The organism is Hansschlegelia sp. KR7-227 (assembly GCF_049446035.1).
Classification (GTDB): Bacteria; Pseudomonadota; Alphaproteobacteria; order Rhizobiales; family Methylopilaceae; genus Methylopila.
Genome location: NZ_JBMSEA010000001.1, coordinates 3,128,406 through 3,154,283, shown reverse-complemented (window position 1 = coordinate 3,154,283; position 25,878 = coordinate 3,128,406). Strand labels below are relative to the sequence as shown.

25 protein-coding genes are annotated in these 25,878 nt (G+C 70.5%); 11 read left to right on the top strand and 14 right to left on the bottom strand.

From position 1 onward, the window contains the following. Positions 1-39: 39 nt before the first annotated feature. Positions 40-1,215, top strand: a complete 1,176-nt coding sequence (locus ACO2RJ_RS14740; protein ID WP_423268750.1) for an FAD-dependent monooxygenase — start codon at positions 40-42, stop codon at positions 1,213-1,215. Positions 1,216-1,290: 75 nt separating this feature from the next. On the opposite strand, the gene ACO2RJ_RS14735 is transcribed toward ACO2RJ_RS14740, so the two are convergent. The 4 genes from ACO2RJ_RS14735 to trxA form a co-directional block, all read right to left on the bottom strand. Then, positions 1,291-2,166 carry a PhnA-like protein gene (locus ACO2RJ_RS14735; RefSeq protein ID WP_423268749.1) on the bottom strand — a complete coding sequence of 292 codons (876 nt, stop codon included), beginning with the start codon at positions 2,164-2,166 and terminating at the stop codon, positions 1,291-1,293. Between the two features lie 121 nt (positions 2,167-2,287). After that, positions 2,288-2,491 carry a Trm112 family protein gene (locus ACO2RJ_RS14730; RefSeq protein ID WP_423268748.1) on the bottom strand — a complete coding sequence of 68 codons (204 nt, stop codon included), beginning with the start codon at positions 2,489-2,491 and terminating at the stop codon, positions 2,288-2,290. Next, positions 2,488-3,159 carry an LON peptidase substrate-binding domain-containing protein gene (locus tag ACO2RJ_RS14725; protein ID WP_423268747.1) on the bottom strand — a complete coding sequence of 224 codons (672 nt, stop codon included), beginning with the start codon at positions 3,157-3,159 and terminating at the stop codon, positions 2,488-2,490. The genes ACO2RJ_RS14730 and ACO2RJ_RS14725 overlap by 4 nt, the downstream gene beginning before the upstream one ends. Before the next feature lie 14 nt (positions 3,160-3,173). Further along, positions 3,174-4,079, bottom strand: a complete 906-nt coding sequence (gene trxA, locus ACO2RJ_RS14720) for a thioredoxin (RefSeq protein ID WP_423268746.1) — start codon at positions 4,077-4,079, stop codon at positions 3,174-3,176. Between the two features lie 254 nt (positions 4,080-4,333). On the opposite strand from trxA, the gene ACO2RJ_RS14715 reads away from it, so the two are divergent. Then, positions 4,334-5,602 (top strand): NAD(P)/FAD-dependent oxidoreductase, encoded by a 1,269-nt coding sequence (locus ACO2RJ_RS14715; RefSeq protein ID WP_423268745.1) that lies wholly within the window; start codon positions 4,334-4,336, stop codon positions 5,600-5,602. A gap of 387 nt (positions 5,603-5,989) precedes the next feature. Here the strand turns inward: ACO2RJ_RS14715 and ACO2RJ_RS14710 are convergent, their stop codons facing one another. Beyond that, entirely contained in the window at positions 5,990-8,587 is a 2,598-nt protein-coding gene (locus tag ACO2RJ_RS14710; RefSeq protein WP_423268744.1) for an ABC transporter permease, read from the bottom strand. Beyond that, positions 8,584-9,267, bottom strand: coding sequence for an ABC transporter ATP-binding protein (locus tag ACO2RJ_RS14705; protein WP_423268743.1), 684 nt, complete (start codon positions 9,265-9,267; stop codon positions 8,584-8,586). Before ACO2RJ_RS14705 ends, ACO2RJ_RS14710 begins: the two co-directional genes overlap by 4 nt. 127 nt (positions 9,268-9,394) lie before the next feature. On the opposite strand from ACO2RJ_RS14705, the gene ACO2RJ_RS14700 reads away from it, so the two are divergent. Genes ACO2RJ_RS14700 through thpR form a run of 3 tightly spaced genes read left to right on the top strand, consistent with a single transcriptional unit; the run spans position 9,395 to position 11,632 of the window. After that, the gene (locus ACO2RJ_RS14700) at positions 9,395-9,985 is read left to right on the top strand and encodes an arylesterase (protein ID WP_423268742.1); all 591 of its coding nucleotides are present in this window, start codon (positions 9,395-9,397) and stop codon (positions 9,983-9,985) included. Between the two features lie 20 nt (positions 9,986-10,005). Then, positions 10,006-11,055 carry an aldo/keto reductase gene (locus tag ACO2RJ_RS14695; RefSeq protein ID WP_423268741.1) on the top strand — a complete coding sequence of 350 codons (1,050 nt, stop codon included), beginning with the start codon at positions 10,006-10,008 and terminating at the stop codon, positions 11,053-11,055. Between the two features lie 43 nt (positions 11,056-11,098). Next, a complete protein-coding gene (thpR, locus tag ACO2RJ_RS14690) occupies positions 11,099-11,632 on the top strand; it encodes an RNA 2',3'-cyclic phosphodiesterase (RefSeq protein WP_423268740.1) in 534 nt (177 codons plus the stop codon). Between the two features lie 4 nt (positions 11,633-11,636). Here thpR and ACO2RJ_RS14685 read toward each other — a convergent pair whose 3' ends face one another. Continuing rightward, on the bottom strand, positions 11,637-12,365 hold the full coding sequence (locus ACO2RJ_RS14685) for a hypothetical protein (RefSeq protein ID WP_423268739.1): 729 nt from the start codon (positions 12,363-12,365) through the stop codon (positions 11,637-11,639). 114 nt (positions 12,366-12,479) lie between these two features. On the opposite strand from ACO2RJ_RS14685, the gene leuD reads away from it, so the two are divergent. Beyond that, positions 12,480-13,085: a 3-isopropylmalate dehydratase small subunit gene (leuD, locus tag ACO2RJ_RS14680; RefSeq protein WP_423268738.1), complete on the top strand. Its 606-nt coding sequence runs from the start codon at positions 12,480-12,482 to the stop codon at positions 13,083-13,085. Between the two features lie 154 nt (positions 13,086-13,239). Here the strand turns inward: leuD and ACO2RJ_RS14675 are convergent, their stop codons facing one another. The 4 genes from ACO2RJ_RS14675 to acnA form a co-directional block, all read right to left on the bottom strand. Further along, positions 13,240-13,614, bottom strand: a complete 375-nt coding sequence (locus ACO2RJ_RS14675; protein WP_423268737.1) for a DUF2794 domain-containing protein — start codon at positions 13,612-13,614, stop codon at positions 13,240-13,242. A 69-nt stretch (positions 13,615-13,683) separates the two neighbouring features. Beyond that, positions 13,684-14,700 (bottom strand): alpha/beta fold hydrolase, encoded by a 1,017-nt coding sequence (locus ACO2RJ_RS14670; protein ID WP_423268736.1) that lies wholly within the window; start codon positions 14,698-14,700, stop codon positions 13,684-13,686. Continuing rightward, the gene (locus ACO2RJ_RS14665; RefSeq protein ID WP_423268735.1) at positions 14,697-15,476 is read right to left on the bottom strand and encodes a DUF1223 domain-containing protein; all 780 of its coding nucleotides are present in this window, start codon (positions 15,474-15,476) and stop codon (positions 14,697-14,699) included. The genes ACO2RJ_RS14670 and ACO2RJ_RS14665 overlap by 4 nt, the downstream gene beginning before the upstream one ends. Positions 15,477-15,585: 109 nt before the next feature. After that, a complete protein-coding gene (acnA, locus tag ACO2RJ_RS14660; protein ID WP_423268992.1) occupies positions 15,586-18,270 on the bottom strand; it encodes an aconitate hydratase AcnA in 2,685 nt (894 codons plus the stop codon). Positions 18,271-18,494: 224 nt separating this feature from the next. Here acnA and ccmA point away from each other — a divergent pair, with 224 nt between their 5' ends. Continuing rightward, the gene (gene ccmA, locus ACO2RJ_RS14655) at positions 18,495-19,106 is read left to right on the top strand and encodes a heme ABC exporter ATP-binding protein CcmA (protein ID WP_423268734.1); all 612 of its coding nucleotides are present in this window, start codon (positions 18,495-18,497) and stop codon (positions 19,104-19,106) included. Here ccmA and ACO2RJ_RS14650 read toward each other — a convergent pair whose 3' ends face one another. Next, positions 19,107-19,619 carry a PepSY domain-containing protein gene (locus ACO2RJ_RS14650; RefSeq protein ID WP_423268733.1) on the bottom strand — a complete coding sequence of 171 codons (513 nt, stop codon included), beginning with the start codon at positions 19,617-19,619 and terminating at the stop codon, positions 19,107-19,109. It abuts the gene before it with no gap. A 119-nt stretch (positions 19,620-19,738) separates the two neighbouring features. Between ACO2RJ_RS14650 and ccmB the strand changes: the two genes are divergently transcribed. From ccmB to ACO2RJ_RS14630, 4 genes are all read left to right on the top strand, one after another. Continuing rightward, a complete protein-coding gene (gene ccmB / locus ACO2RJ_RS14645) occupies positions 19,739-20,392 on the top strand; it encodes a heme exporter protein CcmB (RefSeq protein WP_423268732.1) in 654 nt (217 codons plus the stop codon). Between the two features lie 174 nt (positions 20,393-20,566). Further along, positions 20,567-21,334 (top strand): heme ABC transporter permease, encoded by a 768-nt coding sequence (locus ACO2RJ_RS14640; RefSeq protein WP_423268731.1) that lies wholly within the window; start codon positions 20,567-20,569, stop codon positions 21,332-21,334. Continuing rightward, the gene (gene ccmD / locus ACO2RJ_RS14635; RefSeq protein ID WP_423268730.1) at positions 21,331-21,492 is read left to right on the top strand and encodes a heme exporter protein CcmD; all 162 of its coding nucleotides are present in this window, start codon (positions 21,331-21,333) and stop codon (positions 21,490-21,492) included. Before ACO2RJ_RS14640 ends, ccmD begins: the two co-directional genes overlap by 4 nt. Next, positions 21,489-22,094, top strand: a complete 606-nt coding sequence (locus ACO2RJ_RS14630; protein WP_423268729.1) for a DsbE family thiol:disulfide interchange protein — start codon at positions 21,489-21,491, stop codon at positions 22,092-22,094. Before ccmD ends, ACO2RJ_RS14630 begins: the two co-directional genes overlap by 4 nt. Positions 22,095-22,105: 11 nt before the next feature. Here ACO2RJ_RS14630 and ribB read toward each other — a convergent pair whose 3' ends face one another. Together ribB and ACO2RJ_RS14620 are read right to left on the bottom strand one after the other, a co-directional pair. Continuing rightward, entirely contained in the window at positions 22,106-23,221 is a 1,116-nt protein-coding gene (gene ribB, locus ACO2RJ_RS14625; protein ID WP_423268728.1) for a 3,4-dihydroxy-2-butanone-4-phosphate synthase, read from the bottom strand. Positions 23,222-23,294: 73 nt separating this feature from the next. Then, positions 23,295-25,757 carry a response regulator gene (locus ACO2RJ_RS14620; protein WP_423268727.1) on the bottom strand — a complete coding sequence of 821 codons (2,463 nt, stop codon included), beginning with the start codon at positions 25,755-25,757 and terminating at the stop codon, positions 23,295-23,297. Between the last annotated feature and the right edge of the window lie 121 nt (positions 25,758-25,878).

Genomic DNA, 25,878 nt, shown 5'->3' with positions numbered 1-25,878 from the left:
CGACGCCCGGCCGACATCCGCCGCCGGGGGCCCGGCGGCGTGACGCGGAGCAGCCCCGCGGTCCTGGACGTCGCGATCGCGGGCGCCGGCCCCACGGGACTGGCGCTTGCGCTCGCGCTCAGGCGCGCGCTCGGACGCTCGCTCCGCATCGCCCTGTTCGACCCTGCGCTGGCGCGGCCGGCCGGTCAGGACGCCCGGGCGTCGATGATCGCGGCCGACGGCCGGCGGCTTCTCCAGGACGTCGGGGCCTGGCCGGACAATGCGGCGCCGGTCGCAGGCCTTCGCATCACCGACAGCCGTCTCGACGACGCGATCCGCCCGACCTTCCTCGAGCTCGGCGACCGCGCCCTCGACGGGGAGCCCTTCGCGCACATGGTCGCCGATTCCGAGCTGCGCGCCGCGCTGCGGAGGCGCGCCGAGGAGGAGGGCGTCGAGCTGGTCGCCGCCGCGATCGATCGCCACGAGGCGACGCCCGGCGGCCTTACGCTCTCGTTCGGCCTCGACGAAAGACGGTGCCGGCTGCTGGTCGCGGCCGACGGGGCGCGCTCGCCGACCCGCGCGCGTGAGGGGATCGCCGCTCACCAGTTCGCCTACGACCAGATCGCGCTCGTGGCGACGCTCGGGCACGAGGCGCCGCATGGCGGCGTCGCGGTCCAGCATTTCCTGCCGGGCGGCCCGTTCGCCATGCTGCCTCTCTCGGGGAACCGCTGCTCGCTGGTGTGGAGCGAGCGGCGCGCCGAAGCGGAGCGCGTCATCGCCGCGGACGATTCCGCCTTCCTCGCCGAGGTCGAGCGACGGGCCGGCCCCGACTTCGGCGCCCTGACGCTTGACGGTCCGCGCGGGGCCTTTCCGCTCCGGTTCCTACTGGCGCGGAGCTTCGTCGGACGCCGCGTCGCGCTCGCGGGCGACGCGGCCCATGTCGTTCACCCGCTCGCTGGCCAGGGCTTCAACGTCGCCTTGCGGGACGTGGCCGCGCTGTCCCGCATCGTCGCGGCGGCCGCGCGCGGCGGCGAGGATTTTGGAGCCGCCGCGACGCTCGCGCTTTATGAGCGCGCGCGCCGTCTCGAGGTCGCGAGCGTCGCCGCGGCGACCGACGGGCTGTACCGGCTGTTCGCACATGGGGCGACGCGCGGTCTCCGCGACGTCGGTATGGGCCTCATCGACCGCGCGCCCAGTCTGAAGCGCCGGATCGTCGCCACGGCCGCGGGGCTCTAGCGCCGAACATGCAAAAAGCCCGGCGGAGCCGGGCTTTAAGCGTCATCCTGACAGGTCAGGCGGCGAAGCGGCGCGTCACCAGCCGCGGAGCGCCGTCACGCCCATGCGGCCGGCGAAGGCCGCCGCGGCCGCGCCGAGCACCAGCGCGAAGAACGCGATCAGCGCGCCGGCCGATCCGGCCGTCGCCGCGGCGTCGGCGGCGTCGGTCGCCTTCTGCTTGGCCTGGTCCATCGTCTGGCGGTACTGCGTCTGATAGGCGTCGATCTGGGATCGGGCCTGATCGACCGGGATGTTCTGCGCCTTGGCGAGCGCCTCCGCGGCCTGGGTCTTCGCCTGCTCCTGCTGGGCGGGATCGGCCGACAGGGCGGCGCGCGTCGCCGAGATCGCCTTGTCGCGCAGAGCGGCCGGGTCGTCCCCGCCCGAAGCGCTGCGGATGTTGCTCTCGATCGACCCGAAGGGGTCGGAGACGTTGGAGAGCGCCGGCGCCGCCGACTGCGCGGTCGCCATCGCCGCCTGGCCGGCCCCGCCGAGCGCGCTGGTCACGCCGCTGAACGCGCCTCCGACCAGGCCGCCGATCGTCGTCGTCAGCAGATAGAGGACGATCAGGGTGGTCGCCGCCCACGACGTCAGGCCGTGCAGCACGCCCACCGTGAGCTGGGTCGCTCCGCTGGCGCGTCCGGCGACATAGCCGCCGGCTGCCGCCGCGATCACGCCCGCGATCACCCACCAGATCCCCGCCGACATGGACAGCGTCGCGGCTTCCGGAGAGCCGTCGCCGGCCGGATCGACCGTCGCGAGGCCGACGCCGAAGCCCAGCATGCTGAGCAGGAGTTGAACGATCAGCGCGATCACGACGCCGGCGAGGACGGCGCTCCAGGAGATCTTGTTGATCGAAACCGTCGCGGCGGGGGCGTGCGCGCCTCCGGGCGACAAGTCGCTTGAATAGGACATTGTTGGCCACCTCAATGCTGATCGATGCGCGCGGCGGACAGCCGGCGGTCGGGCGTTGATCAACATTCAGGGGGGTATTTGGTTCATTACTCCCGAAAGGATTCGGGCGCGCCGAACCCGGTCAGTCCTCGAGCGGCCGCGCCTCGTCCGGCAGCATGATCGGGATGCCGTCGCGGATGGGGTAGGCAAGCTTGGCGGGCTTTGAGATCAGCTCCTGCCGCTCGGCGTCGTAGGTCAGCGTCGCCTTGGTCAGCGGGCAGACCAGGATTTCGAGCAGCTTCGGGTCGACGCCGCCGGCGCGGCCGGTGTCTGTCATGTCGGTCATTGCAGCGACGAGCTCGCGTCTCCCCGGGCGCGCGCGAGCTCCATCTCGGTCACGGCGACCAGGATCTCAGCGCGGGATTTCAGATCGGACGCCTCGAGCAGCGCCTGCTTCTCGCGCGGCCCGAAGGGGCTCATCATCGCGAGCGCGTTGACCAACGCTTCGTTGGGCGCGCGGCGGATGCCGTCCCAGTCCGCGTCGAGATTGTTGGCGGACAGGTAATCCTTGAGCGTCTTCAACAAGGCGTCGCGGTCGACATTGTCCTGGCCCTCGCCGGGCGACAGATCGGCGGCGAAGTCGTCGAAGGCGACGCGCGCCTGCCGGTAGGGCGTGACGGCCGTCACCTCCTCCACCAGCCGGAAGCGGGCGACGCCGGTGAGCGTCACGAGATAGCGCCCGTCGCCGGTTTCTCCCATCGCGGTCAGCCGGCCGGCGCAGCCGACATGCACGAGCGCCGGTCGCTCGTCGTCCTCGTCCGCGTCGGGCTCCGGCTGGATCAGGCCGATGATCCGGCGGCCCTGGATCACGTCGTCGATCAGCTGGAGGTAGCGCGGCTCGAAGATGTTGAGCGGCATCTCTCCGCGCGGCAGCAGAAGCGCGGAGCGCAGAGGGAACAGCGGGAGGACCCCCGGCAGCTCCTCGATCCTGTGATAGGTGACGTTGGAAGCCATGAGACGCGTCCCGGTCAGGCGAACAGGAGGGACGAGAGTTTCTTCCGGCCCGCCACGCTGTTCTCGTCCTTGAACCCCCAAGCCTCGAACAGCTTGACCAGCTCCTTGCGGGCGCCGTCGTCGTTCCAGGTTCGATCGCTCCCGACGATGTGGAGCAGATGGTCGAGCGCCTCCTTCCGCAGCCCGGCCGCGGCGAGGCCGACGGCGAGGTCGAAGCGCGACTGATGGTCCAACGGATCGGCGGCGACCTTGGCTTCGAGCGGCGCGAGGTCACCCACCAGGGCGGCCCGGTCGGCGAGCTCGATCTGCGCCTTGACCGGGGCGAAAGCGGGGTCGGACGCCTTGTCCGCCGGCACCGACGCCAATGTGGCGCGCGCGCCGTCCAGGTCGCCGGCCGCGATCTGCGCCTTGGCGAGCCCCGCAAGCGCCGGGGCGGAGTCCGGCTCCTCGCCGAGCAGGGCGGCGTAGAGCTCCGCCGCGCCCGCGGCGTCGCCGGCCTCCAGCGCCGCCTCGGCCTGCGCCATCAGGTCGTCCGCCTCGTCGGCGATCGGCCCCTTGATCATGCGCTCGACGAAGGCCTGGACCTGCGCCTCGGGCAGCGCGCCCATGAAGCCGTCGATCGGCTGGCCGCGCTGGAAGGCGATGACGGCCGGAATCGACTGGATGCCGAGCTGTCCCGCGATCTGCGGATGCTCGTCGATGTTCATCTTGGCGAGCTTCACGCGACCGCCGGCGGCCTTGACGACCTTTTCCAGCACCGGCGTCAGCTGGCGGCACGGACCGCACCAGGGGGCCCAGAAATCCACCAGAACGGGCGTCGCGGTCGACGCCTGGACCACGTCGGCCATGAAGGTCTGCGTCGAGGTCTCGACGATCAGGCCGTCCGTGGCGGATGCGGAGGCGATGTCCCCGGCGAGCATTCAGCGTCTCCTGCTGCGCGCCGGCGGCGGCGCCGGCGTCCTGCGATCCGCGAGAGATGGGGGAAGCGGCAGGCGAATGCAAATGCGCGGAGCCCCGAACGCGCCCTTCGATGGGAGGCCTTGACGCATCGTCGTCGGCGCTCTTGGCTCTGCTCGGCGCGGAGCGCCGCCCGGCGCAGACGAAACGCCTCATGTTCCGCGACCCACGACCCGCCTATATCGCAGCGCACAATAAGCATGGAGACCGATCAGCGATGGACGCCGAAGCGCTTTCCCGGCCGAAGGTCGTCATCGTCGGCGGCGGCTTCGCCGGCCTGACGGCCGCAACCAAGCTCGCCAAGGCGGACGTCGAGATCACGGTCCTCGACCGGCACAACTACCACTGCTTCCAGCCGCTGCTCTATCAGGTCGCGACCGCCGAGCTGTCACCCGCCGACATCGCCTGGCCGATCCGCCACGTGCTGCGCAAGCAGAAGAACGTGCGGGTTCTGCTGGGCACGGTCAGCAGCGTCGACCTGGCGGCGCGCAAGGTTCATGCGGACACGGTGACGCTCGACTTCGACGATCTCATCCTCGCGACCGGCGCGACGCACTCCTATTTCGGCAATGACGACTGGGAGAAGTCCGCGCCCGGCCTGAAGCGCATCGAGGACGCCACGATCATCCGGCGCCGCCTGCTGATGGCCTTCGAGCGCGCCGAGCTCTCCGACGATCCCGCCGAGCGCGAGCGGCTGCTGACCTTCGCGATCGTCGGCGCGGGGCCCACGGGCGTGGAGCTCGCCGGCGCGATTATCGAGGTCGCGCGCCAGGTGATGCCGTCCGAGTTCCGCCGCGTCGACCTGCGCACCGCGCGTGTCCTGCTGATCGAGGCGGGACCGCGCGTCCTGCCGGCGTTCCCCGACGCGCTGTCGGCCTACACCAGGCGCTCGCTCGAAGGCATGGGCGTCGAGGTGATGACCGACACGCGCGTGACGAAGGTCGACGACCAGGGCGTCGACATCGAGGGCGGCCGGCTCGACGCCGCGACTGTGATCTGGGCGGCCGGGGTGGTCGCGTCGGACGCCGGACGCTGGATCGACGCGCCGCGCGACCGAGCGGGCCGGGTGATCGTCACGAAGGACCTCTCGGTGCCCGGCCACCCGAATGTTTTCGTGGTGGGGGACACGGCGGCCGTCACGGACGTCGATGGATCGATGGTGCCGGGCGTGGCGCCGGCGGCCAAGCAGATGGGCATCTACGTCGCCGACGTCATCGCCTCGCGCCGGCGCGAGGCGGTGCCTCCGCCGCCGTTCAAGTACAAGCACCAGGGCGACGTCGCGACGATCGGGCGGCGCTCCGCGGTGGTCAAGCTGCCTTACGTCAATCTCGAGGGCTGGATCGCCTGGGTGTTCTGGTGCCTCGCGCACATCTACTTCCTGATCGGGACGCGCAACAGGATCGCCGTGGCGTTCAAATGGGTCTGGGACTACCTGACCTTCCAGCGCGGCGCGCGGCTGATCACGGACCAGCGCGATCAGATCTGATCGCGGGCCGAGCGCCCGACGTCCTCAGGAGCGCCGGCGCTTCTCCTTGTCCGATGGAATGTGGAGAGAGGCGGGCTCGACGCGCCGAGCGGAACGATGTCCTAAGCCCGGGAGTTGACGTCGCACCCGACGCTAAGGAGACGACCCATGCTCAAAGGCGGCCTGTTGTGGCTCATCGGCATTCCCCTGCCGATCATTCTGATCATCTGGTTCCTCGGCTATCTCAGCTGACGGACGATCCGTCGCGCAGGCGCGCCCCGCGTGACGGCACGACCGAAGGGGCGCCCCTTGCGCCCGGAGGGCGGGCGCTTCCTTGTCCGCCAAGTCGCTTCCCGCGACGGCTTCAGCGAGAGCTGAGCCGTCGGGGACGACCGACCCGCCCGCGCCCTACAGATTCCTCAGATGGCGCGCCGGCGTTTCGCCGAGCACGCGCCAGGTTCCGACGAGGCCGAGGCCAATCGTGAGCGCGAGCGCCGCGAGCGCGGCGAGGCCCGCGCCGAGGGGATCGAAGGCGAAGTCGATCCGCATGATCTCCTCCGTCACGCCCCACGCCGCGAGCGAGCCGGCGACGAGCCCGAACGCCGCGGCGGCCAGTCCAAGCAGCGCATATTCGGCGGCGAAGGCTGCGAGCAGGCGCTTGCGCGTCGCGCCCAGCGTCTTGAGCACCACCGCTTCGTAAACGCGCCTGCGATGGCCGGCGGCGAGCGCCCCGGCGAGCACCAGCACGCTCGCGACGAGCGTCACGCCGCTCGCCGCGCGGATCGCCAGCGCGAGGTTGCCGACGACCTCGTTGATCGAGGTCAGCGCGTCCTTGACCCGGATCGCCGTCATCGAGGGAAAGGCCTGCGTGAGGTCGCGCAGCAGCGCGTATTCCTGCGCGTCGGTCGAGCCGCCGGGATAGGCGATGGTGGCGAGGTTCATGTAAGGCGCGCCGGCGAAGGCGTTCGGCGAGAACACCATGAAGAAGTTGATGCCGAGCGTCTCCCAGGCGATCTCGCGCAGATTCGCGACCTTCGCGGCGATCGGCCGCCCGAGCACGTTTACCGTCACCTCGTCGCCGACCGTGAGCCCGAGCGCTTCCGCCAACCGTTTGTCGAAGGAGACGAGGTTGTCGCCGGTGTGGCCCGGCTCCCACCAGGCTCCCTCGATGACCTTTGATCCCTCCGGCACGACGTCGGAGAACGTGACGCCGCGGTCGCCGCGCAACGCCCAGCGGTATTCGGGGTCGACCGAGACCTCTTCAGCCGGGACGCCCTTCACCGCCGCGAACGAGCCGCGCAGCATCGGCACGGCCTCGAGCTTGGCGTCCGGGGCCTTGGCGTAAACGAGGGCCGCGAAGGCGTCCCGCTCCGAGGACGGGATGTCGAGGAGGAAGAAGGCGGGGGCCTTCTGCGGCAGCTCGTTGGAGAGCTGCCGGCGGATCGAGAAGTCGATCAGCGTCAGCGCGACCAGCAGCGCGAGGCCGAGTCCGAGCGACAGCACCACCGAGGGCGTCAGCGCGCCCGGCCGGTGAATGTTGGCGAGGGCGAGCTTGAGCTCGATGGTCTTCGGCCGCGGGGCGCGGGCGGCGAGCCGCATGATCGCCCAGGCGACCACGCGCAGCGCGACGAAGGTGGCGGCGATCGCGCCGACGAAGATCGTCGCGATCCGCGTGTCGTAGGCCGAGATCACGGACAGGCCGGCCAGCGCCGCCGCGAACAGCACGGTGGCGACGACATAAGGCCAGCGCGGCAGCTGGCGGCTCGGCGCGACCTGGTCCCGGAACAGCGCCGCGACGGGCACGTCGTGGGCGCGGCCGAGCGGCCAGAACGCGAAGGCGAGCGCGGTCAGGGCGCCATAGGCGAAGGCGAGCGCGAGTTCGCGCGGATAGATCGCCGGCGCGATCGGAAGCGGCAGAAGCTCCTTCAGCGCGGCGACGGCGGCGAAGGGCAGGGCGGCGCCCACGACAAGGCCAAGCGCCACCCCCACCGCGCCGAGCGCCGCCACCTCCGCGAGATGGATAAGGAACACCGTTCGGCCGGACGCGCCGAGGCTTTTCAGGACCGCGATGGTGTCGCGCTTGCGCTCGACGAAAGCGGCGACGGCGTTCGCGACCCCGACGCCTCCCACGACCAGCGCGGCGAGGCCCACGATCGTCAGGAACTGGGTGAAGCGGTTGACGTTGCGTTCGAGCTGCGGGGCGGCGTTGAAGCGCGAACGCGCCTCGAAGCCCGCGCCCGGCGCGGCCTTCTCCACATCGGCCAGGAGCCGCCTGACCGCGCCGTCGTCGCGCGCGGCGTCCGGCAGCGCGACGGGGTAGGTCCATTTCACGAGGCTGCCGGGCTGGATCAGCCCGGAGGCTTTGAGCGCCGCGTCCGAGACCAGCAGCCGCGGTCCGAAGCCGATGCCGCCCGACAGCCGGTCGGGCTCCCGGGCGAGCGTCGTGCGCGCCTCGATCTCCAGGCCGCCGAGCCCGAACCGGTCGCCGACCTTGAGCCCGAGCTTCGCGAGCAGGGCGGGGTCGACGGCCGCTCCCCAGACGCCGTCGCGCTCGGCGAGCGCCGCGCCGAGCGGCATGGCCGGCTCCGTGACGGCTTCGCCCACCATCGGCCACGAACCGTCGACGGCCTTGAGCTCGACGAGCGTCGAATCGCCGGAAGGCGCGCGCACCATGGCGCGCAGCGTCGCCACGGTCGCCACGCGACCGTGAGACGCGAGCATCGCGCGCTCGTCCGCCGAAATCTCGCGGTGCATCAGCGAGAAGGCGGCGTCGCCGCCGAGGATGGACCGGCCCTCGCGCGCCATGCCTTCGGTGAGGCCCCGCGCCAGCGAGCCGACGCCTGCGATCGCGGCCACCCCGAGCGCGAGGCAGAGCAGAAACACCACGAACCCCTTCGCGCCGCCGCGCAGCTCGCGCGCCGCGATGCGCAGGACGACCGGCGCCCGCGTGTCCAGCCGGGGGCGCCGCGCCTCGACGGGGCGGTCGAGCGACTCCGCGGCCCTCACGCGGCCGCCTCGGTCTCGCTCTCGATCCGTCCCGAACGCAGACGCACCGTCCGGCTGCACCGCGCGGCGAGACTTGGATCATGCGTCACGATCACGAGAGTCGCGCCTCGCTCGGCGCCCTTGGCGAACAAGAGATCGACGATCTGGCGCCCCGTCGCGTCGTCGAGATTGCCGGTCGGCTCGTCGGCGACGAGGATCTGCGGCCGGACCACGAGCGCCCGGGCGAGCGCCACGCGCTGCTGTTCGCCGCCGGAGAGCTGGGCCGGGTGATGGTCGAGCCGGTCGCCGAGGCCGACCGCCTGCAGTTCGGCCTTCGCGCGATCCTCGGCGTCGGGCGCGCCGGCGAGTTCGAGTGGGGTCGCGACGTTTTCGAGCGCCGTCATCGTGGGGATCAGGTGGAAGGACTGGAACACGACGCCTATGTTCCGACCGCGGAAGCGCGCAAGCCCGTCTTCGTCGAGCCGGGACAGGTCCTCGCCAAGCACGCTGATCCGGCCGGAGTCCGGGCGCTCGAGCCCTGCGAGGGTCATCAGCAGCGTGGACTTGCCGGAGCCGGACGGGCCGACCAGTCCGACCGTCTCTCCGCGTTCGACGCTGAGGCTGACGCCTTTGAGGATATGGACACGGGCGGGACCCTGCCCGAGCGCGAGATTGACGTCCTGGAGTTCGATCGCAGCCATGAAGCCTGTACGTCCGGAGAGAGCCGCAGGATGCTGCGGCGCAACCGCATATATTGACGCTCACGCAGACCGCCACCCGTCCCGGCGCTTGGCGCTTGCCGGCCTCGCCGCGTCTCTCGCAACCGTGATGACGGTCCGGCCTCTGCGCGCCGCGGGACCTGTCCGCCTGGTCGCGCTCGGCGACAGCCTCACCGCGGGCTATGGGCTCGGACCGGGAGAAGGCTTCGTCCCGAAGCTTCAGGCGGCGCTGAAGGCGAAGGGCCGCGACGTCACGGTCGCCAATGCGGGCGTGTCCGGCGACACCGCCTCCGGCGGGGCGGACCGACTGGACTGGTCCGTGCCCGACGGCAGCGACGGGGTGCTGGTCGCGCTCGGCGCGAACGACATGCTGCGCGGCGTCGATCCGAGGACGACGCGCAAGGCGCTCACCCGCATCGTCGACCGGCTGGAGGCGCGCAAGATCCCGGCGATGCTCGCCGGCATGCGCGCGGCGCCCAATCTCGGGCCGGACTACGGCAAGTCCTTCGAATCGATCTACCGCGACCTCGCCGCCGAGCGCGGCCTCGTGCTCTACCCGTTCTTCCTCGACGGCGTCGCGGGCGACCGCGCGCTCAACCAGGGCGACGGCGTCCATCCCAACGCGCGCGGCGTCGACATCATGGTGCGCGGCATCCTGCCGAGCGTCGAGAGCTTCCTCGACCGCATCGCCGCCGCCTGACCCTCCCGGAGACTTTCCAGATGCAGCACCGCAAGCTCGGGCGGACGGGGCTCGACGTCAGCCTCGTCTGCCTCGGCACCATGACCTTCGGCGAGCAGAACAGCGAGGCCGAAGGCCACGCCCAGCTCGATCGCGCCCGCGACGCCGGCGTCAATTTCCTCGACGCCGCCGAGCTCTATCCGATCCCGCCAAAGCCGGAGACGCAAGGGCGGACCGAGGAGATCGTCGGCTCCTGGCTCGCCGCCCGCGGCGGCCGCGACCGGACGATCGTCGCCACCAAGGCCGTCGGGCGCTCGGTGATGGAGTGGTTCCGCGATCCGCCCCGCAAGGCGGAGCTGTCGCGCAGAGATATCCGTGAGGCGGTGGAGGGCAGCCTCAGACGGCTGAAGACCGATTATATCGACCTCTACCAGCTGCACTGGCCGGACCGGGAGGTCGGCCAGTTCGGCTCCAACCCGATCATCTACCGCAAACCCGAGCCCGGCCCCGAGCATCCCATCCACGAGATCCTGGAGAGCCTCGGCGAGCTCGTGCGCGAGGGCAAGATCCGCCATGTCGGCCTGTCGAACGAAAGCCCGTGGGGCACGATGCGGTTCCTTGCGGACTCCGAGGCGCGCGGCCTGCCGCGCGTCGCGTCGATCCAGAACGCCTACAGCCTCGTCAACCGCGTCTTCGAGACCGGCCTCGCCGAGATCGCGCTGCGGGAGGACGTCGGCCTGCTCGCCTATTCGCCGCTGGCGCAGGGCTACCTGACCGGCAAATACCGCGACGGCGCCCTCCCGCCCGGCGCGCGCAAAACCCTGTTCGACCGGCTGCAGCGCTACGAGACGCCGGGCGCGGAGGCCGCGATCACGGCCTATCTCGATCTTGCTGGGGAGATCGGTTGGTCGCCGGCCCATCTCGCCTTGAAATTCGCGGCCACGCGTCCTTTCGTGACCTCCGTGATCATCGGCGCTACCAGCCTGGACCAGCTCGACCACGATCTCGCGGCGTTCGACGCGCCATGGAGCGCGGAGATCGAGGAGAGGATCGACGCGATCCACCAGGTCTGCGCCAACCCCTGCCCGTGAGCGCGGCCGCGCCCTCGTTCCCAGAATAGCCAGGAGGTCCGCCGTGCCGCGGCTGTTCACCGCCCTCGAGGTGCCCGACGACGTCGGCGCCGCGCTCGCCACCTATCGCGGGGGACTGTCCGGCGCGCGCTGGATCGATGTCGAGAACTATCACGTCACCCTGCGCTTCCTGGGCGACGTGGACGACGAGACGGCGCATGAGGCGGAATACCTGCTCGGCAAGGTGCGCCGGGCGCCGTTCGACGTCGTGATCGAGGGGCTCCACGTCTTCGGCGGAGCGCGGCCGCGCGCTTTGATCGCCAAGATCGCTCCGTCGCGCGCGCTGATCGAGCTGCAGGGGGAGCACGAGGGACTCATGCGGCGCGCGGGCCTCGAGCCCGAGGGCCGCAAGTTCACGCCGCATGTCACGCTGGCGCGGCTGCGCGACGCGTCGCCGAGGTCGGTCGCGGACTATCTCGGACTGCGCGGCGGCCCGGCGCGGCTGTCCTTCCGCGCGGAGCGCTTCGTGGTGTTCTCATCGCGCGATTCGGTGGGCGGCGGGCCGTATCTCGTCGAAGCCGCCTACCCCTTGCGCTGACGCGTCAGGACACCTTGCGGATCAGCCGCCGCACGATGTCGGTGCCGGCCGCGGCGGGCCGCTCGTGCGTCTCGATCGCGTTGAGCGACGCCAGACGGTCGATCGTCATGCGAAGCGCCTCGACATAGAGGTCCTCGTCGCGGCGGGTGACGGCGCGGAGCTGCGCCCGCGTCCGCGCGTCGAGCGCAACGCGCTTGTGAACCGCGTTGTAGCGCCGCGGAAGCTTCGGCGCGCCGTCGCCGAACAGCATCGCGAGACCGAGCTCGAAGCGTTCGCTGACGCCCACGAAGGCGAGATCCTTCAGCTCGAAGCCGTGCAGATACTCGGCGTACATGTTGCGGATGCGCTTCTTCTTCGCGAACTCGATCAGGGAGAGCTGGCCCGCCTTGATCTCCTTGTCAAAGGACCACTTGGTCTTGCGCTCCTTGATGAAGGAGTAATGCGACCAGACCCGCTCGAGCGGGTCGCGCAGCCAGGTCCAGATCTGCGTCGAGGGATCGTCGACGGCGTCCTTCACCAGGCGGAGATAATAGTGCCCGTGCAGCACTTCGATTCCGTGCTCCTCGAGCAGCGGGATGCGCGAGGCGAGATCCTGCCGCGGCACCCTGAGCAGCGGATGCGTCGCCTTGTCCCGCGCGCCGTAGTAAAGCGCCAGGCGGTCGCCATATCGGCTCTTCAGGGCGTTCCGGAAGCTCGTTCCGGCGGTTTTCGGGATGTGGACGGAGAAGATCATGCGGTGGGAACGCCTTCGCGCGGGGCGGACCGGAGCGCCGGGCCGCGCCAGGGACCGGGCGCTTGACCCCGCATTCGGGCGGGAGCATGACACCGGGCTTCAGGAGATGAGGACATGCAGAAGTTTACGACCCTGACCGGCGTCGCCGCGCCCTTGCCGATGATCAACATCGACACCGACATGATCATCCCCAAGCAGTACCTCAAGACGATCAAGCGCACCGGCCTCGGCGCGGGATTGTTCTCCGAGCTGCGCTACAACGCCGACGGCAGCGAAAACCCGGACTTCGTGCTCAATAAGCCAGCCTATCGGGACGCGCAAATCCTGGTGGCGGGCGACAATTTCGGCTGCGGCTCGTCGCGCGAGCACGCGCCGTGGGCGCTGCTCGACAAGGGCATCTCCTGCGTGATCTCCACGTCCTTCGCCGACATTTTCTACAACAACTGCTTCAAGAACGGCATCCTGCCGATCGTGGTCAGCCCCGAGGACCACGCCAAGCTGATGGACGACGCCGAGCGCGGCGCGAACGCCCGGCTCACCGTCGACCTCGCGGCGCAGGAGATCCACGGGCCGGACGGCGGCGTCGTGCGTTTCGACATCGACCCGTTCCGCAAGCGCTGCCTGCTCGAAGGTCTCGACGACATCGGCCTGACGCTGGAGAAGGCGCCGTCGATCGACGGCTACGAGGCCAAGCTCGCCGCCGAGCGTCCCTGGGCGTGAGCGAAAGCGGCGCGCCGCAGCCGTCGTTCCGGGCTGTCCCGGAACCCATTTCCTCGGCGTTCGCGGTAACTTGACGGCGTGAGCGAGAATGGATCCCGGGCCAAGCCCGGGATGACGGTCGAGGATAGCCCGCTTCAAAGCGAGCCGATCCCGTTCAGCCGATGACGCGCAGCACCGGCTTGTCGAGGACGGCGAGCACCCGTGCGAGATCGGGTCCCCGCTTCAGGATGTGGCCGGTCGTGGACACGACGCTGTAGGCGCCCTGCCGCCGGGCGAGCTTCGGCGTCTTCTCGATCCGGTAGAGCGGCGCTTCGCTCGCCCGGCGAAACACCGAGAACACGGCTTGGTCGCGGAAGAAATCGATGGCGTAGTCGCGCCATTCGCCGGCGGCGACCATGCGTCCGTAGAGATTGAGGAGAGCGTTCAGCTCGCGTCGGTCGAAGAAGACCTGCGGAGCCCCGGGCTCGGCGGCGGCTTCCGCCTGCGCGCCCGCGCGGGGGACGAAACGTATGGGCTCGGGGTCGGTCATCGCGCCTCCTTCACCGAGCCGTCATGATCGCCCCAGCCTGCGGCGCGCGCAAGGCGCCGCGGACCCGGATCACTCCGCCGGCCGCGCGCCGAGCGCCTTGAGCAGCGCCGCCTCGAACTCCTCCGGCGCCTCGACCTGCGGCGCGTGGCCGCGTCCGGGAAAGGCGACGAGCGCGGCGCCGGGAATCGCGGCGGCGGCCTTCTTGCCGAGCGTCGCGTAGTCTCCCAGCTTCGCCGCGATCTCCTTCGGCGCCCGGTTCGCGCCCGGGGCGGTGCGGTCCGTCTGGCCGATCATCAGCGTCGTCGGCACGGCGATGCGGCCGAATTCATAGATCACCGGCTGCGTGTAGATCATCTCGTGGGTCAGCGCGCCGATCCAGGCGACGCGCTCGCGGCCGGCGCCGGCATACATGCCGGCGTTCATCTCGGCCCAGCGGTCGTAATCGGGCTTCCACCGGCCGTCGTAATAGAATTTGAGCTGGTAGGCCTTCACCGTGTCGTAGGTCGTCTTGAGCTCGCTCTGATGGAGCTGGTCGACGGTGGCGTAGGGCACGCCCTCGGCCTTCCAGTCTTCGAGGCCGAGAGGGTTGACCATCACCAGCCGCTCCGTCGCGGCGGGGTATGTCAGCGCGTAGCGGGCGGCGAGCATGCCGCCCATGGAGTGGCCGAGCACGACCGCCTTCGTGACGCCGGCCGCCTCGAGCAGGGCGTGGGTGTTCGCCGCAAGCTGGTGGAAGCTGAACTGGTAGCCCTCGGGCTTGGTCGATTTGCAGAAGCCGATCTGGTCGACCGCGATCACGCGGAAGCCGGCGCCCGACAGCGCCCTGATCGCGCTCTCGAAGGTCGCGGAGCAGAAGTTCTTGCCGTGGAGCAGCACGACCGTGCGCCCGTTCGGCCTGGCCGCGGCGACGTCCATATAGGCCATCGACATCGCCTTGCCCTGCGACGTCAGCTCGAAGCGCCGAACCTCATAGGGGTAGTCGAAGCCTTCGAGCTCCGGACCGTAGGACGGATGCTCGGCCGCCGCCGCCGCGGACGCCGACAAGGCGAGGGCGGCCGCGCTCGCGAGACGCGCGAACCCCCTCAATAGGGCTGCCGCATCAGCAGCGACGTCGCGGTGGGCGGATCGTTCGGAACCCGGTCGGCCTTGGCCGCGCCGAGAATGGCCCCGGGCTGTCCGCCGCTGCCCGTCTGGACCAGCACCGCGACCGCGTCGGTCTCGGGCCTCATGATCTCGTCGAGCGGCGCGTCGAAATGGGCGACGGCTCCGTCCCAGGACCCGAGCCGCGTCATGTGGCGCACGACATTGGCGTAGGTCGCGCTGCGGCCGGCGTTCTCGCCGCGGCCGATCTTGACCGAGCGCGACCGCTCGATCGCGAAGGCCCAGACCTCGCCGTGCGGCTGAGCCAGCGGCCGCGTCGGCGCCGCCACCGTGACTTCGGCGCGCCCGTCGACGAGCTTGAGCGAGACGGGGAGCGCCATGCCCCCCTCGTTCTCGCCGCGGCGCATGGCCTCGACGATGGCGCCGCGATCGCCGCCGATCGCGGCGTCCCGGCCGTTCACGACGACCTGCGGCGTGTAGACCTTGCGGTCGCCGCGCGTCATGGCGTAGGCGCGCTGGCGGGCGGAGTTCGCGGGACTGGCGAGCGTGTCCTTCCAGCCGAGATAGTCCCAATAGTCGACGGGAAGCGTCAGCACGAGCGTCCGCTCGTCGCGGCTGAGATCGAACGCCAGACGGTCGGCCGGGGGACAGGACGAGCAGCCCTGGCTCGTGAACAGCTCGACCACGCCGCGCGGCGCCTCTCCGGCGAGCGCGCCGCCGGCGGCGAGAGTTCCCATGATGGCGAGAAAAGCGAGACGCATGCTTTGGAACCGGTCGGCTGCGGAGGCTTGATCCCATTTAGGGTCGGCCCCTGCGCCCCCGCCACTCACATGGCGGTGACGCTCCTGATCGTGATCGGCCGGCGCGCCGTCACGCCGCAAGGCTTCGCAGCACGTAATGCAGGATGCCGCCGTTGCGGAAATAGTCGAGCTCGTCGAGCGTGTCGATCCGGCAGAGCAGCGGAACCTTCCGGGTTTCGCCGCCCGGCGAGGTGATCTCGGCCTCGAGCGTCACGCGCGGCCTCAGGCCGTCGGCCAGGCCGTGGATCGTCACGGTCTCCTCCCCGGTCAGGCCGAGCGTCTGCCAGCTGTCGCCCTCCTGGAAGGTCAGCGGCACAACGCCCATGCCGACCAAATTGGAGCGGTGGATGCGCTCGAAGGATTGCGCGATGACCGCGCGCACGCCGAGCAGATTGGTGCCCTTCGCCGCCCAGTCGCGCGACGAGCCGGTGCCGTACTCCTTACCCGCGAACACGACGAGCGGAACGCCCTCCGCCTTGTACTTCATCGCGGCGTCGTAGATCGGCATCTGCGCGCCGTCGGGCCAGTGCTTGGTCATCCCGCCTTCGACGCCGTCGAGCATCTGGTTCTTGATGCGGATGTTGGCGAAGGTGCCGCGCATCATGACCTGGTGGTTGCCGCGCCGCGTGCCGTACTGGTTGAAGTCGGCCGGCCGGACCTGATGGTCGCGCAGATACTCGCCGGCCGGGGACGCCTGCTTGATCGAGCCCGCCGGCGAGATGTGGTCGGTGGTGATCGAATCGAGGAACAGCCCGAGGATGCGCGCGTCGTCGATGTCGGTGATCGGCTTCGGATCGCGCTCCATGCCCTCGAAATAGGGCGGGTTCTGGACGTAGGTCGAGCTGTCGACCCAGGCGTAGGTCTCTCCCGCCGGCGCGTCGATCTTCTGCCAATTCTCGTCGCCCTTGAAGACGTCGGCGTATTTCTCCTGGAACATCGCCTTGGTGACGTTCTCGCGGATGAACTGCTGGACCTCCTGGTTCGAGGGCCAGACGTCCCTGAGATAGACCGGGGCGCCGTCCGATCCCATGCCGAGCGGCTCGGTGGTCAGGTCGATCTGAAGCGAGCCCGCGAGCGCATAGGCGACGACCAGCGGCGGCGAGGCGAGGTAGTTCGCCTTCACGTCCGGGTTTACGCGGCCCTCGAAATTGCGGTTGCCGGAGATCACGGCGCCCGCGACCAGATCGTGAGCGTTGATCGCCTCCGAGATGTCCTCCGGCAGCGGGCCGGAATTGCCGATGCAGGTGGTGCAGCCGAAGCCAACCAGGTTGAAGCCGAGGGCGTCGAGGTCCTTCTGCAGATCGGCGGCCTTCAGGTAGCCCTCGACCACCTGGCTGCCCGGCGCGAGCGAGGTCTTCACCCACGGCTTGGATTTCAGCCCCTTGGCGACCGCCTTGCGGGCGAGCAGGCCGGCCGCGATCAGCACGCTCGGATTGGACGTGTTGGTGCAGGAGGTGATGGCGGCGATCGTCACGTCGCCATGGCCGAGGTCGAAGCCGGAATTGGCGACCGGCACGCGCTTGGACGCCTCGCCCGGCTTCTTGAACTCGCCTTCGAGCGCCGCCAGGAAGCCGGTCTTGGCCTCCTTCAGCAGCACGCGGTCCTGCGGGCGCTTCGGCCCGGCGAGCGACGGCTCGACGGTGGTGATGTCGAGCTCCAGCGCGTCGGTGAACACCGGGTCGGGCGATCCGGCCTCGCGCCACATTCCCTGCGCCTTGCAATAGGCTTCCACAAGCGACAGCCGATCGGGATCCCGGCCGGTCTCGTCCAGATAGGCGATGGTCTCGGCGTCGACGGGGAAGAAGCCGCAGGTCGCGCCATATTCCGGCGCCATGTTGCCGATGGTGGCGCGGTCCGCGAGCGACAGATGGTCGAGCCCGTCGCCGTAGAACTCCACGAACTTGCCGACCACGCCCTTCTTGCGCAGCATCTGCGTGACGGTGAGCACGAGGTCGGTGGCGGTGATGCCTTCCTTGAGCTGGCCGGTCAGCTTGAAGCCGATCACTTCAGGGATCAGCATCGACACCGGCTGGCCGAGCATTGCCGCCTCGGCCTCGATGCCGCCGACGCCCCAGCCAAGCACTCCGAGGCCGTTCACCATGGTCGTGTGGCTGTCGGTGCCGACGCAGGTGTCGGGATAGGCGACGGTCTCGCCGTCCTCATCCTTCGTCCAGACGGTCTGGGCGAGGTATTCGAGGTTCACCTGGTGGCAGATGCCGGTGCCGGGCGGCACCACGCGAAAATTGTCGAAGGCCGACTGCCCCCATTTCAGGAAGCGGTAGCGCTCCTGGTTCTGCTTGTACTCCTCCTCGACGTTCTTGCCGAAGGCGGCGTTGTCGCCGAAGAAGTTCACGATCACGGAATGGTCGATCACGAGGTCGACCGGCACCAGCGGGTTGATGCGCTTCGGGTCCCCGCCGAGATGCACCATGGCGTCGCGCATCGCGGCGAGGTCGACCACCGCGGGCACGCCCGTGAAGTCCTGCATCAGCACGCGCGACGGGCGGTAGGCGATCTCGTACTCGCCCTTGCCGCGGTTCTCGAGCCAGCCCTTGACCGCCGAGATGTCGTCTTTCTTGACCGTGCGTCCGTCCTCGAAGCGCAGCAGGTTCTCGAGCAGCACCTTCATCGAGAAGGGCAGGCGGGACACGCCCTCGAGCCCGTTCGCCTCGGCGTCGGGGATGCTGTAGTAGCGGTAGGACTTCGAACCGACAGACAGAGTTTTCGCGGACCGGAAGCTGTCGGGATGGGACACGGGGAAGAGCTCCTGGGATTCGGGGCCGCGCACCGGGATCGTCACGCCGCTGTCGAAGCCTCTCGCGCGTGCGCTGCACAAGATGGACGCAGGCTCCTTATAGGGGAAGAGTTGTCAGCGTTGAAGCCGCTTGAGGGCAGGTCCGGCATGGCGAATTCGGGCGGCCTTCGACCCGTTCCAGAGCGCGGCCGCCCGCCGCGTCCGTCCGACGGGCGCGCCCCGTCGTGAAGCTCGTCGCGGACGCGCTGAGGGTCGCGCGCGGCGGGCGGCCGGTGCTGGACGGCGTCAGCCTGGCCGTCGACGCGGAAGGCGCGCTCGCCGTCACGGGGCCGAACGGAGCGGGCAAGTCGACCTTGCTGCGCACGCTCGCCGGGCTGCTGAAGCCGGAGGCCGGTTCGGTGCGGATCGAGGGCGACGCGGCCGGGCTGCGCGCGCCCGAGCGGATGCATCTCCTCGGCCATCTCGACGCGGTGAAGGCCGGCCTGTCCGTCGCCCGCAACCTGCGCTTCGCACGGGACCTGCTCGGCGGCGAGGGCGATCTGGGGCTCGCCCTAGACCGCGTCGGGCTCGCGGCGATCGCCGATCTGCCCGGGGCCGTGCTGTCCGCCGGCCAGCGGCGGCGGCTCGCTCTCGCGCGCCTGCTGGCGGCGCCGCGGCCGATCTGGCTGCTCGACGAGCCGACCGCGGCGCTCGACGCCGCGGGTCAGCGACTGCTCGCAGACCTCATCGCCGAGCATCGGGCGAAGGGCGGCCTGGTGATCGCCGCGACCCACGCCGAGCTCGGTTTTCCAGGCGGCGCGACGCTTGATCTCGCGCCGCGCCGACCCGGCGTCTGATCAGTCCACGACGGCCTTGCCCATGGCGTCGACGTCGACGTCCTGAACGCCGTTGTCGGTGGCGACGTCAATCTCATAGGCGACGGCGTCGCCCGAGCGCTCGACCTCGGCGCCGATCGCCTTGCCCTTGGCGGCCGTCTCGGCGGCGGCGATGGCGTCCTTCAGCTGAACCTGGGCCTTCTGGAAGTCGGCCGGCTTCAGCATGGTGAAGTATTTTTCGAAGGTCTGCTCCTCCTCGCCCGTCACCTGGCCGGAGTTGGGATCGACGTAATACTCGGTGAGCTTGTCGCCGCCGCCGCTCAGGACCTTGATCTCCCAGCGCCCGCCATTGTCGTCCTCGAACTCGGCGTCCGTGGCCTTGCCCTGCCCCTTCTGCTCGGCGGCGTCGATCGCCTGGACGATCGAAACCTTCGCGTTCTTCGCCATTTCGGTCTCGTCGGCGGCCGAGGCGGGCGCGGAGGCGAAGCCGGCGAAGGCGAGGACGGCGGCCGGAACGATAAAGCGGTTGGTCATGACATGCGTCTCCAAATGCGTGCCGAACCGTCGGGTCCGGGCCTGATCAACTCGCGAGCAGGTGCTATGGTTCAGACCCGCGTCACGCCGGACGCCCCCGGCCGAGACCCTTCCCGCCCATGCCTTCGCCCCTGGTCGCCCTGATCTCGCGCGATCTCGCGCTCGCCCGCGGAGGCGGGGCGGGTCTCGGAGTCGTGTTCTTCCTCCTGGTCGTGACGCTGACGCCGTTCGCGATCGGTCCGGACCTCAAGCTGCTGGGACGCATCGGCCCGGCGATCCTGTGGCTCGGGGCGCTGCTCGCGACCCTGCTCGGCCTCGACCGGCTGCTTCAGGCCGATCACGAAGACGGCAGCCTGGACCTGGCGCAGCTCGCGCCGGCGCCGCTCGAGGCGCTGGTCGCGGGCAAGATCCTGGCGCACTGGCTCACGACCGGACTGCCGCTGGTGATCGCGGCGCCGCTGTTCGGCGTGATGCTGGACGTCGCGCCGGCGACGCTCGCCAGAGTCGCGCTCGCGCTGCTGGTTGGCACGCCGGCGCTCGCCTGCCTCGGCGCCGTCGGCGCGGCGCTCACCGTCGGGCTGAGACGAGGGGGGCTGCTCGTGCCCGTGCTCATTCTGCCGCTCGCCATACCCGTGCTGATCTTCGGCGTCGCGGCGAGCGATCCGACGCAAAGCGGGTTCGGGCCGCTGAGCGCGCTCGCCGGACTGGCGCTCGGCTACGCCGTGCTCGGCCCGGTCGCAGCGGCCGGGGCCCTCAAAGTTCTGCGCGAATGAGAAGGCCGGTCGAAAGGCCGGTTTCGCTCCGCGGCGATACGCTTTAGTGAGTGCGGCCCGACGCGTGGCGTCATCCAGGATCGCCTCGCAATGGGCGCCTTTCTCGGATGACGATCGCGAGATCGCGGCTGCGCCGCCATCCGGGATGACGGCAGGGAAACGAAGCGAACCGCCATGGGCCTGATCTCCGCCGTCTCCTCGCTCGCCAACCCGACGCGCTTTTCCGCCTTCGCGCGCCGCGCGCTGCCCTGGCTCGCAGGCGCGACGGCGCTGACGCTCGGCGCGGGCCTCTATCTCGGCCTGTTCGTCGCGCCGCCGGACTACCAGCAGGGCGAGACCGTGCGGATCATGTTCCTGCACGTGCCCTCCGCCTGGCTCGGCATGTTCGGCTACGTGCTGATGGCGATCGCGAGCCTCGGCGTGCTGATCTGGCGCCACCCGCTCGCGGACGTGGCCGCGAAGGCCGCAGCCCCGCTCGGCGCCGCCTTCACCTTCCTCGCGCTCGCCACCGGCTCGCTCTGGGGCAAGCCGATGTGGGGGACGTGGTGGGTGTGGGACGCGCGGCTGACATCGTTCCTCATCCTGTTCCTGATGTATCTCGGCCTGATGGCGCTGAGGTCGGCGATGGAGGAGCCGTCGCGCGCGGCGAAGGCCTGCGCGATCCTGACCCTCGTCGGCTCGGTCAACATCCCGATCATCAAGTTCTCGGTCGACTGGTGGAACACGCTGCACCAGCCGGCCTCGGTGATCCGCGCCGGCAAGCCGACGATGGATGCCTCCATCCTGATCCCGCTGCTGGTCTGCGCGATCGGCTTCACGCTGCTGTTCGTGACGCTGCATCTCGCGGCGATGCGCACCGAGCTCGTGCGCCGGCGGGTCCGGACGCTGAGGCTGACCGCCGCGTCCTCCGCCGGCGCCTTCGCGGCGGAGCCCGCGGAATGAGCGGTCCGCACGCCGGCTTCATCCTCGCGGCCTACGCGATCGGCTTCGCCGTCGTCGCCGGGGTGATCCTGTGGACGATCCTCGACCACCGCATCCAGTCCAAGGCGCTGGCCGAGCTCGAGGCGCGGCGTCCGCGTCGCCGGGGCGACGCGCGATGAGCGCGCGCGACGAGGCCGGCAAGCCCCGCTTCGGCCTGAGGCGGCGCCTCCTGCTGCTGCCCGTTCTGCTGTTCGTCGCGCTCGCGGCGCTGCTCTACGGCCGGCTGTTCAGCGGCGACCCTGCGGCGCTGCCCTCGGCGCTGATCGGACGTCCCGCCCCCGACGTCGCGCTGCCGCCGCTGGAGCGCCTGACGGGCGACGCCGGCGCGGTGCCCGGCTTCTCCCGCGCCGATCTCGCGGCGGGCGAGGTCACGGTGGTCAACGTGTTCGCGTCGTGGTGCGCGCCCTGCCGGATCGAGCACCCGCTGCTCATGACCCTGAAGGACAAGGGCGTCCGGCTGTTCGGGATCAACTACAAGGACGACCCTGAAAACGCCCGCCGCTTCCTCGGCGGCCTCGGCAACCCGTTCGCAAAGGTCGGCGTCGATCCGAGCGGCCGCGCCGCGATCGACTGGGGCGTCTACGGCGTGCCCGAGACCTTCGTCGTCGACGGCCAGGGCCGCATCGCCTTCAAATTCGTGGGCCCGCTCACGGACGAGGCGATGACCAAGACGCTGCTGCCGGAGATCGAGAAGGCGAAGGGACCGCAGCCCGGCGCCTGAGGCGCTACTTCCTACTCGTCCACGATCTCGGTCTTCTCGATCGCGATGCCGAAGCCGGCGAGGCCGACGAACTGGCGCTCGTGGCCGGCGAGGAGCGAGATCTTGCGGGCGCCGAGGTCGCGCAGGATCTGCGCGCCGACGCCGATCTCGCGCCAGCGCGCGCGGCGCTGGCGGGCGGATCTGTGCTTCTCCGCCGCCGGATCGGCCGCGTCGGCGATCGACTCGGCGGAGTCGCGCATGACCGCAGGGTCGCGGATCAGCACGAACACGCCCCGTCCGGTCTCGTTGAAGCGGGCGAGGGCGTTGTCGAGCCAGCCCTTGGAGGTCGCGGCGCCGCGCAGCAGGTCGGTCAGCAGGTGCTCGCGGTGGATGCGGCAGGGCGCGGCCGTTTCGCCGCCGATGTCGCCGACGGTGATCGCGAGGTGCTGGGTCTGCTCGAACGGCGTCTCGTAGATCGTGATCGCGGCGTCGAGGCCGCCGATGCGGCGCTCGAAGCGGTCGACGCGGCGCACGAAGGTCTCGCGCCGCGAGCGGTGGTCGATCAGGTCCTCGATCGAGACGATCTTAAGGCCGTGCTCGCGGGCGAAGGCGATCAGCTCGGGCAGCCGCTTCACCGTGCCGTCGTCGTTGACGACCTCGGCGAGCACGCCGACGGCCGGAAGGCCCGCAAGCGCCGCGAGATCGGTCGCGGCCTCGGTGTGGCCCGAGCGCGTCAGCACGCCGCCGTCGCGCGCGATCAGCGGGAAGACGTGGCCGGGGCGCAGGAAGTCGCCGGCGATCGCGTTGCTCGAGGCGAGCGCGCGCACGGTGTTGGCGCGCTCCTCGCCGGAGATGCCGGTCGTCAGTCCGATCTTGTAATCGACCGACACGGTGAAGGCGGTGCGCATCGGGTCGCGATTGTTCGCGACCATCGGCGCGAGGTTGAGCGCGTCGGCGCGCTCCGCCGTCATCGGCGCGCAGATGATGCCGCTGGTGTGGCGGACCATGAAGGCGAGCGCCTCGGACGTCGCCTTCGACGCCGCGCAGATCAGGTCGCCTTCGTTCTCGCGGTCGGTGTCGTCGACGACGACCACGAGTTCGCCTGCGGCGATCGCGGCGATCGCCTGCTCGATGCTGTCGAGGTCCATGCGTGTCCGTCGGGGTGGGGCTGGCGCTCGCGCGCATGCGGTGCCGTCGAATGCACCCGCGCGGCGGCCCCGGTCAAGGGCGGGGGGCTGCGACCGGCTTCGAGAACGGAGGGGCGCAGGCTTCCAGCGCGTCGCGCAGGGTTTGTCCGTCATAGGGCTTGGTGACGACGGCCCAGCGTCCGCCGTCCGCCAGCGCCGGCGACGGCTGGAAGTCGTCGCGGCCCGTCGAGAACACGATCGGCACCCCTGGACGCTGGTTCCGGAACCATTGCGCCAGGTCCTCCCCGTCCATATCGGGCAGGCCGAGGTCGGTGAGCACGACGTCGATCGGCTCGGCGCCGTTGAAAGCCGCCTGGGCCGCGGCGGCGTTCCGGGCCTCGACGACGCGATAGCCATGTGCGCTGAGCATGTCGGCCACGCTCATCGCGATCAGCGGCTCGTCCTCGACCAGCAGCACGCGAAGCGGCGCGGAGCGCGGCGTCGCCGCCGGAGTCCGGTCGAGCAGTTCGCGCAGCTTGCGGGCGAGGTCGTCCTTTCCGTAGGGCTTGTCGATCAGATGGACGTCGGCGTCGATCCTGCCTTGATGGACGATGACGTCCTCCGCATAGCCCGACATGAACAGCACCTTGAGTTCGGGATGGGCCGCCCGCGCGTCGTTCGCGAGGTCGGGCGGCGTCGGCTGGCCGGGCATCACGACGTCCGAGAGCATGAGATCGAACGGTTCGCCGCGCTCGAGCGCGAGGGCGGCCTCCCGCGTCGTGCCGGCGGCGGTGACGTCATAGCCGAGCGAGACGAGCAGATCGGCCGCGGCGCGGCGCACGGCGTCGTCGTCCTCGACGACCAGGATCCGCTCGCCGCGACCGCGGGCGTCGGCCGGTTCGGCCGCGGGTTCGGCGGCCGCGGCCGCGGCGCTGCGCGGCAGGCTGAGCCGGACGGTGGTGCCCTTCTCCGGCGCGCTCTCGATCTCGATATGGCCGTTCGACTGCTCGATGAAGCCCTGAACCTGCGGCAGTCCGAGCCCGGTGCCGCGGCCCTCGGGCTTGGTCGAGAAGAACGGCTCGAAGACGCGCGCGAGCACCGCAGGGACCATGCCCGAGCCCGAATCGGCGACGGTGATCTCGACCGTGTCGCCCGTGTCCTGCCCGTCGCCCTCGACGTTGCGGACCGCGATGGCGACGCGTCCGCCGCCGGGCATCGCGTCGCGCGCGTTGATGGCGAGGTTGAGCACCGCGTTCTCGAGCTGGGCTGCGTCCACGAGCGCCGTCCAGCCTTCCGGATCGCGCTCGATCGCGATCTCGATCGTCTCGCCGAGCGCGCGCTGCAACAGCTCCTGCATCGACGCGATCAACGCGCCGACATCCGTCGGCTTCGGCGTCAACGGCTGACGGCGCGAAAAGGCCAGCAATTGCCGCGTGAGCTTGGCGCCGCGCTCGGCGCCGGCCATCGCGTCCCGGAGCCGGCGCTCGATCGCCGGATTGAGGACGTCCGCCAGCTCATGCGCCAGCAGCTCCAGATTGCCCCGCACGACCTGCAGCAGATTGTTGAAGTCGTGGGCGACGCCACCGGTGAGCTGGCCCACCGCCTCCATCTTCTGCGCCTGGCGCAGCTGCTGCTCGGCCTCGCGCCGCTCGGTCAGGTCGCGCGCGGAACCCACGACATGCGCCGACCGTCCGTCTTCGGTCGCCACCGGCGCGAGCGCGACCTCGATCACGCGATCGACCTGGTCGAGCTCCACGGTCTCCTCGTAGCGCAGGGGCTGGCCGGAGGCGACGCAGGTCTCGATCTGCCGCACCAGCCGTTCGGCCATCGCCGGAGGCAGGAAATGGCCGAGCTCGCGCCCCTGGATCGCCTCGCGCCGGACGCCGAGCGCGCGCTCCATCACGCGATTGACGGTTTCGGCGACGATCGGCGCGTTGGGCTCGACGGCGACGACGAACACGCCGTCGGCGGTGTTGTCGATATAGGCGGCGTAGAGCGCGTCGAGGTCGCGGCGCGCGCTCTCCTCCTCGCGGCGGACCGCGTCCTGGGCTTCGACGCGCTCCTTCGCCTTGGCGAGATCGGCGTTGCGGGATTCGATCAGGCGCTCGAGCTCATGGCCGCGCCGCGCCGCGCCCTCTCGAACGCGGACGACGTCCTCGATATCGACCCCGAGCCCGAACCAGCGGACGATCGCGCCGGCCTCGCGCATCGGCCAGGCTTCGCCGTGGAACCAGCGCCAGCCGCCTTCGACGCGGTCGCGGATACGGAACTCCGCGGCGAAAGGATCGCCGGTCGCGAGGCTCTTTCGCCAGCGCGCGACGGTCGCCTCGCGGTCGTCCGGATGCATGACCTCGAGCCACAGCCGACCGCCGTCGGAGCCCTTCGGCATGCCCGTGAGATCGCGCCAATAGGCGTTGAAATAGTCGGGCTCACCGCCGGCGGGGGCCGACCAGACGATCTGCGGGGCGGTCTCCGCGAGCGCGAAGAACCAGTCCGCGCCGGGCTGGGCGTCATCGACGGGAGGCGTGGCGAAGGTCAGCGAACCTGCAGCCATCATGAAGCACCGCGCGCGGCGGTCCGTACGCCGCCGCTCGAAGACGACGCTAGCACGAAAGTCTTCGCGCTTGGCGAGCCCGCGCCGGGCGCCGCAGGCGGCCGCCGCCGGCGCCGCCCACGCC

Bases quoted from the DNA above. Each gene is read 5' to 3' on its own strand.
- trxA (WP_423268746.1), bottom strand. From the start codon at position 4,079: ATGCTCGCCGGGGACATCGCCTCCGCATCCGCCACGGACGGCCTGATC.
- ACO2RJ_RS14735 (WP_423268749.1), bottom strand. From the start codon at position 2,166: ATGTCCTATTCAAGCGACTTGTCGCCCGGAGGCGCGCACGCCCCCGCC.
- ACO2RJ_RS14725 (WP_423268747.1), bottom strand. From the start codon at position 3,159: ATGGCTTCCAACGTCACCTATCACAGGATCGAGGAGCTGCCGGGGGTC.
- leuD (WP_423268738.1), top strand. From the start codon at position 12,480: ATGCAGAAGTTTACGACCCTGACCGGCGTCGCCGCGCCCTTGCCGATG.
- ACO2RJ_RS14705 (WP_423268743.1), bottom strand. From the start codon at position 9,267: ATGGCTGCGATCGAACTCCAGGACGTCAATCTCGCGCTCGGGCAGGGT.
- ACO2RJ_RS14665 (WP_423268735.1), bottom strand. From the start codon at position 15,476: ATGCGTCTCGCTTTTCTCGCCATCATGGGAACTCTCGCCGCCGGCGGC.
- ccmB (WP_423268732.1), top strand. From the start codon at position 19,739: ATGCCTTCGCCCCTGGTCGCCCTGATCTCGCGCGATCTCGCGCTCGCC.
- ccmD (WP_423268730.1), top strand. From the start codon at position 21,331: ATGAGCGGTCCGCACGCCGGCTTCATCCTCGCGGCCTACGCGATCGGC.
- ACO2RJ_RS14620 (WP_423268727.1), bottom strand. From the start codon at position 25,757: ATGATGGCTGCAGGTTCGCTGACCTTCGCCACGCCTCCCGTCGATGAC.
- ribB (WP_423268728.1), bottom strand. From the start codon at position 23,221: ATGGACCTCGACAGCATCGAGCAGGCGATCGCCGCGATCGCCGCAGGC.
- ACO2RJ_RS14675 (WP_423268737.1), bottom strand. From the start codon at position 13,614: ATGACCGACCCCGAGCCCATACGTTTCGTCCCCCGCGCGGGCGCGCAG.
- ACO2RJ_RS14695 (WP_423268741.1), top strand. From the start codon at position 10,006: ATGCAGCACCGCAAGCTCGGGCGGACGGGGCTCGACGTCAGCCTCGTC.
- ACO2RJ_RS14640 (WP_423268731.1), top strand. From the start codon at position 20,567: ATGGGCCTGATCTCCGCCGTCTCCTCGCTCGCCAACCCGACGCGCTTT.
- ACO2RJ_RS14730 (WP_423268748.1), bottom strand. From the start codon at position 2,491: ATGACCGACATGACAGACACCGGCCGCGCCGGCGGCGTCGACCCGAAG.
- ACO2RJ_RS14700 (WP_423268742.1), top strand. From the start codon at position 9,395: ATGACGGTCCGGCCTCTGCGCGCCGCGGGACCTGTCCGCCTGGTCGCG.
- ACO2RJ_RS14715 (WP_423268745.1), top strand. From the start codon at position 4,334: ATGGACGCCGAAGCGCTTTCCCGGCCGAAGGTCGTCATCGTCGGCGGC.
- ACO2RJ_RS14685 (WP_423268739.1), bottom strand. From the start codon at position 12,365: ATGATCTTCTCCGTCCACATCCCGAAAACCGCCGGAACGAGCTTCCGG.
- ACO2RJ_RS14650 (WP_423268733.1), bottom strand. From the start codon at position 19,619: ATGACCAACCGCTTTATCGTTCCGGCCGCCGTCCTCGCCTTCGCCGGC.
- ACO2RJ_RS14630 (WP_423268729.1), top strand. From the start codon at position 21,489: ATGAGCGCGCGCGACGAGGCCGGCAAGCCCCGCTTCGGCCTGAGGCGG.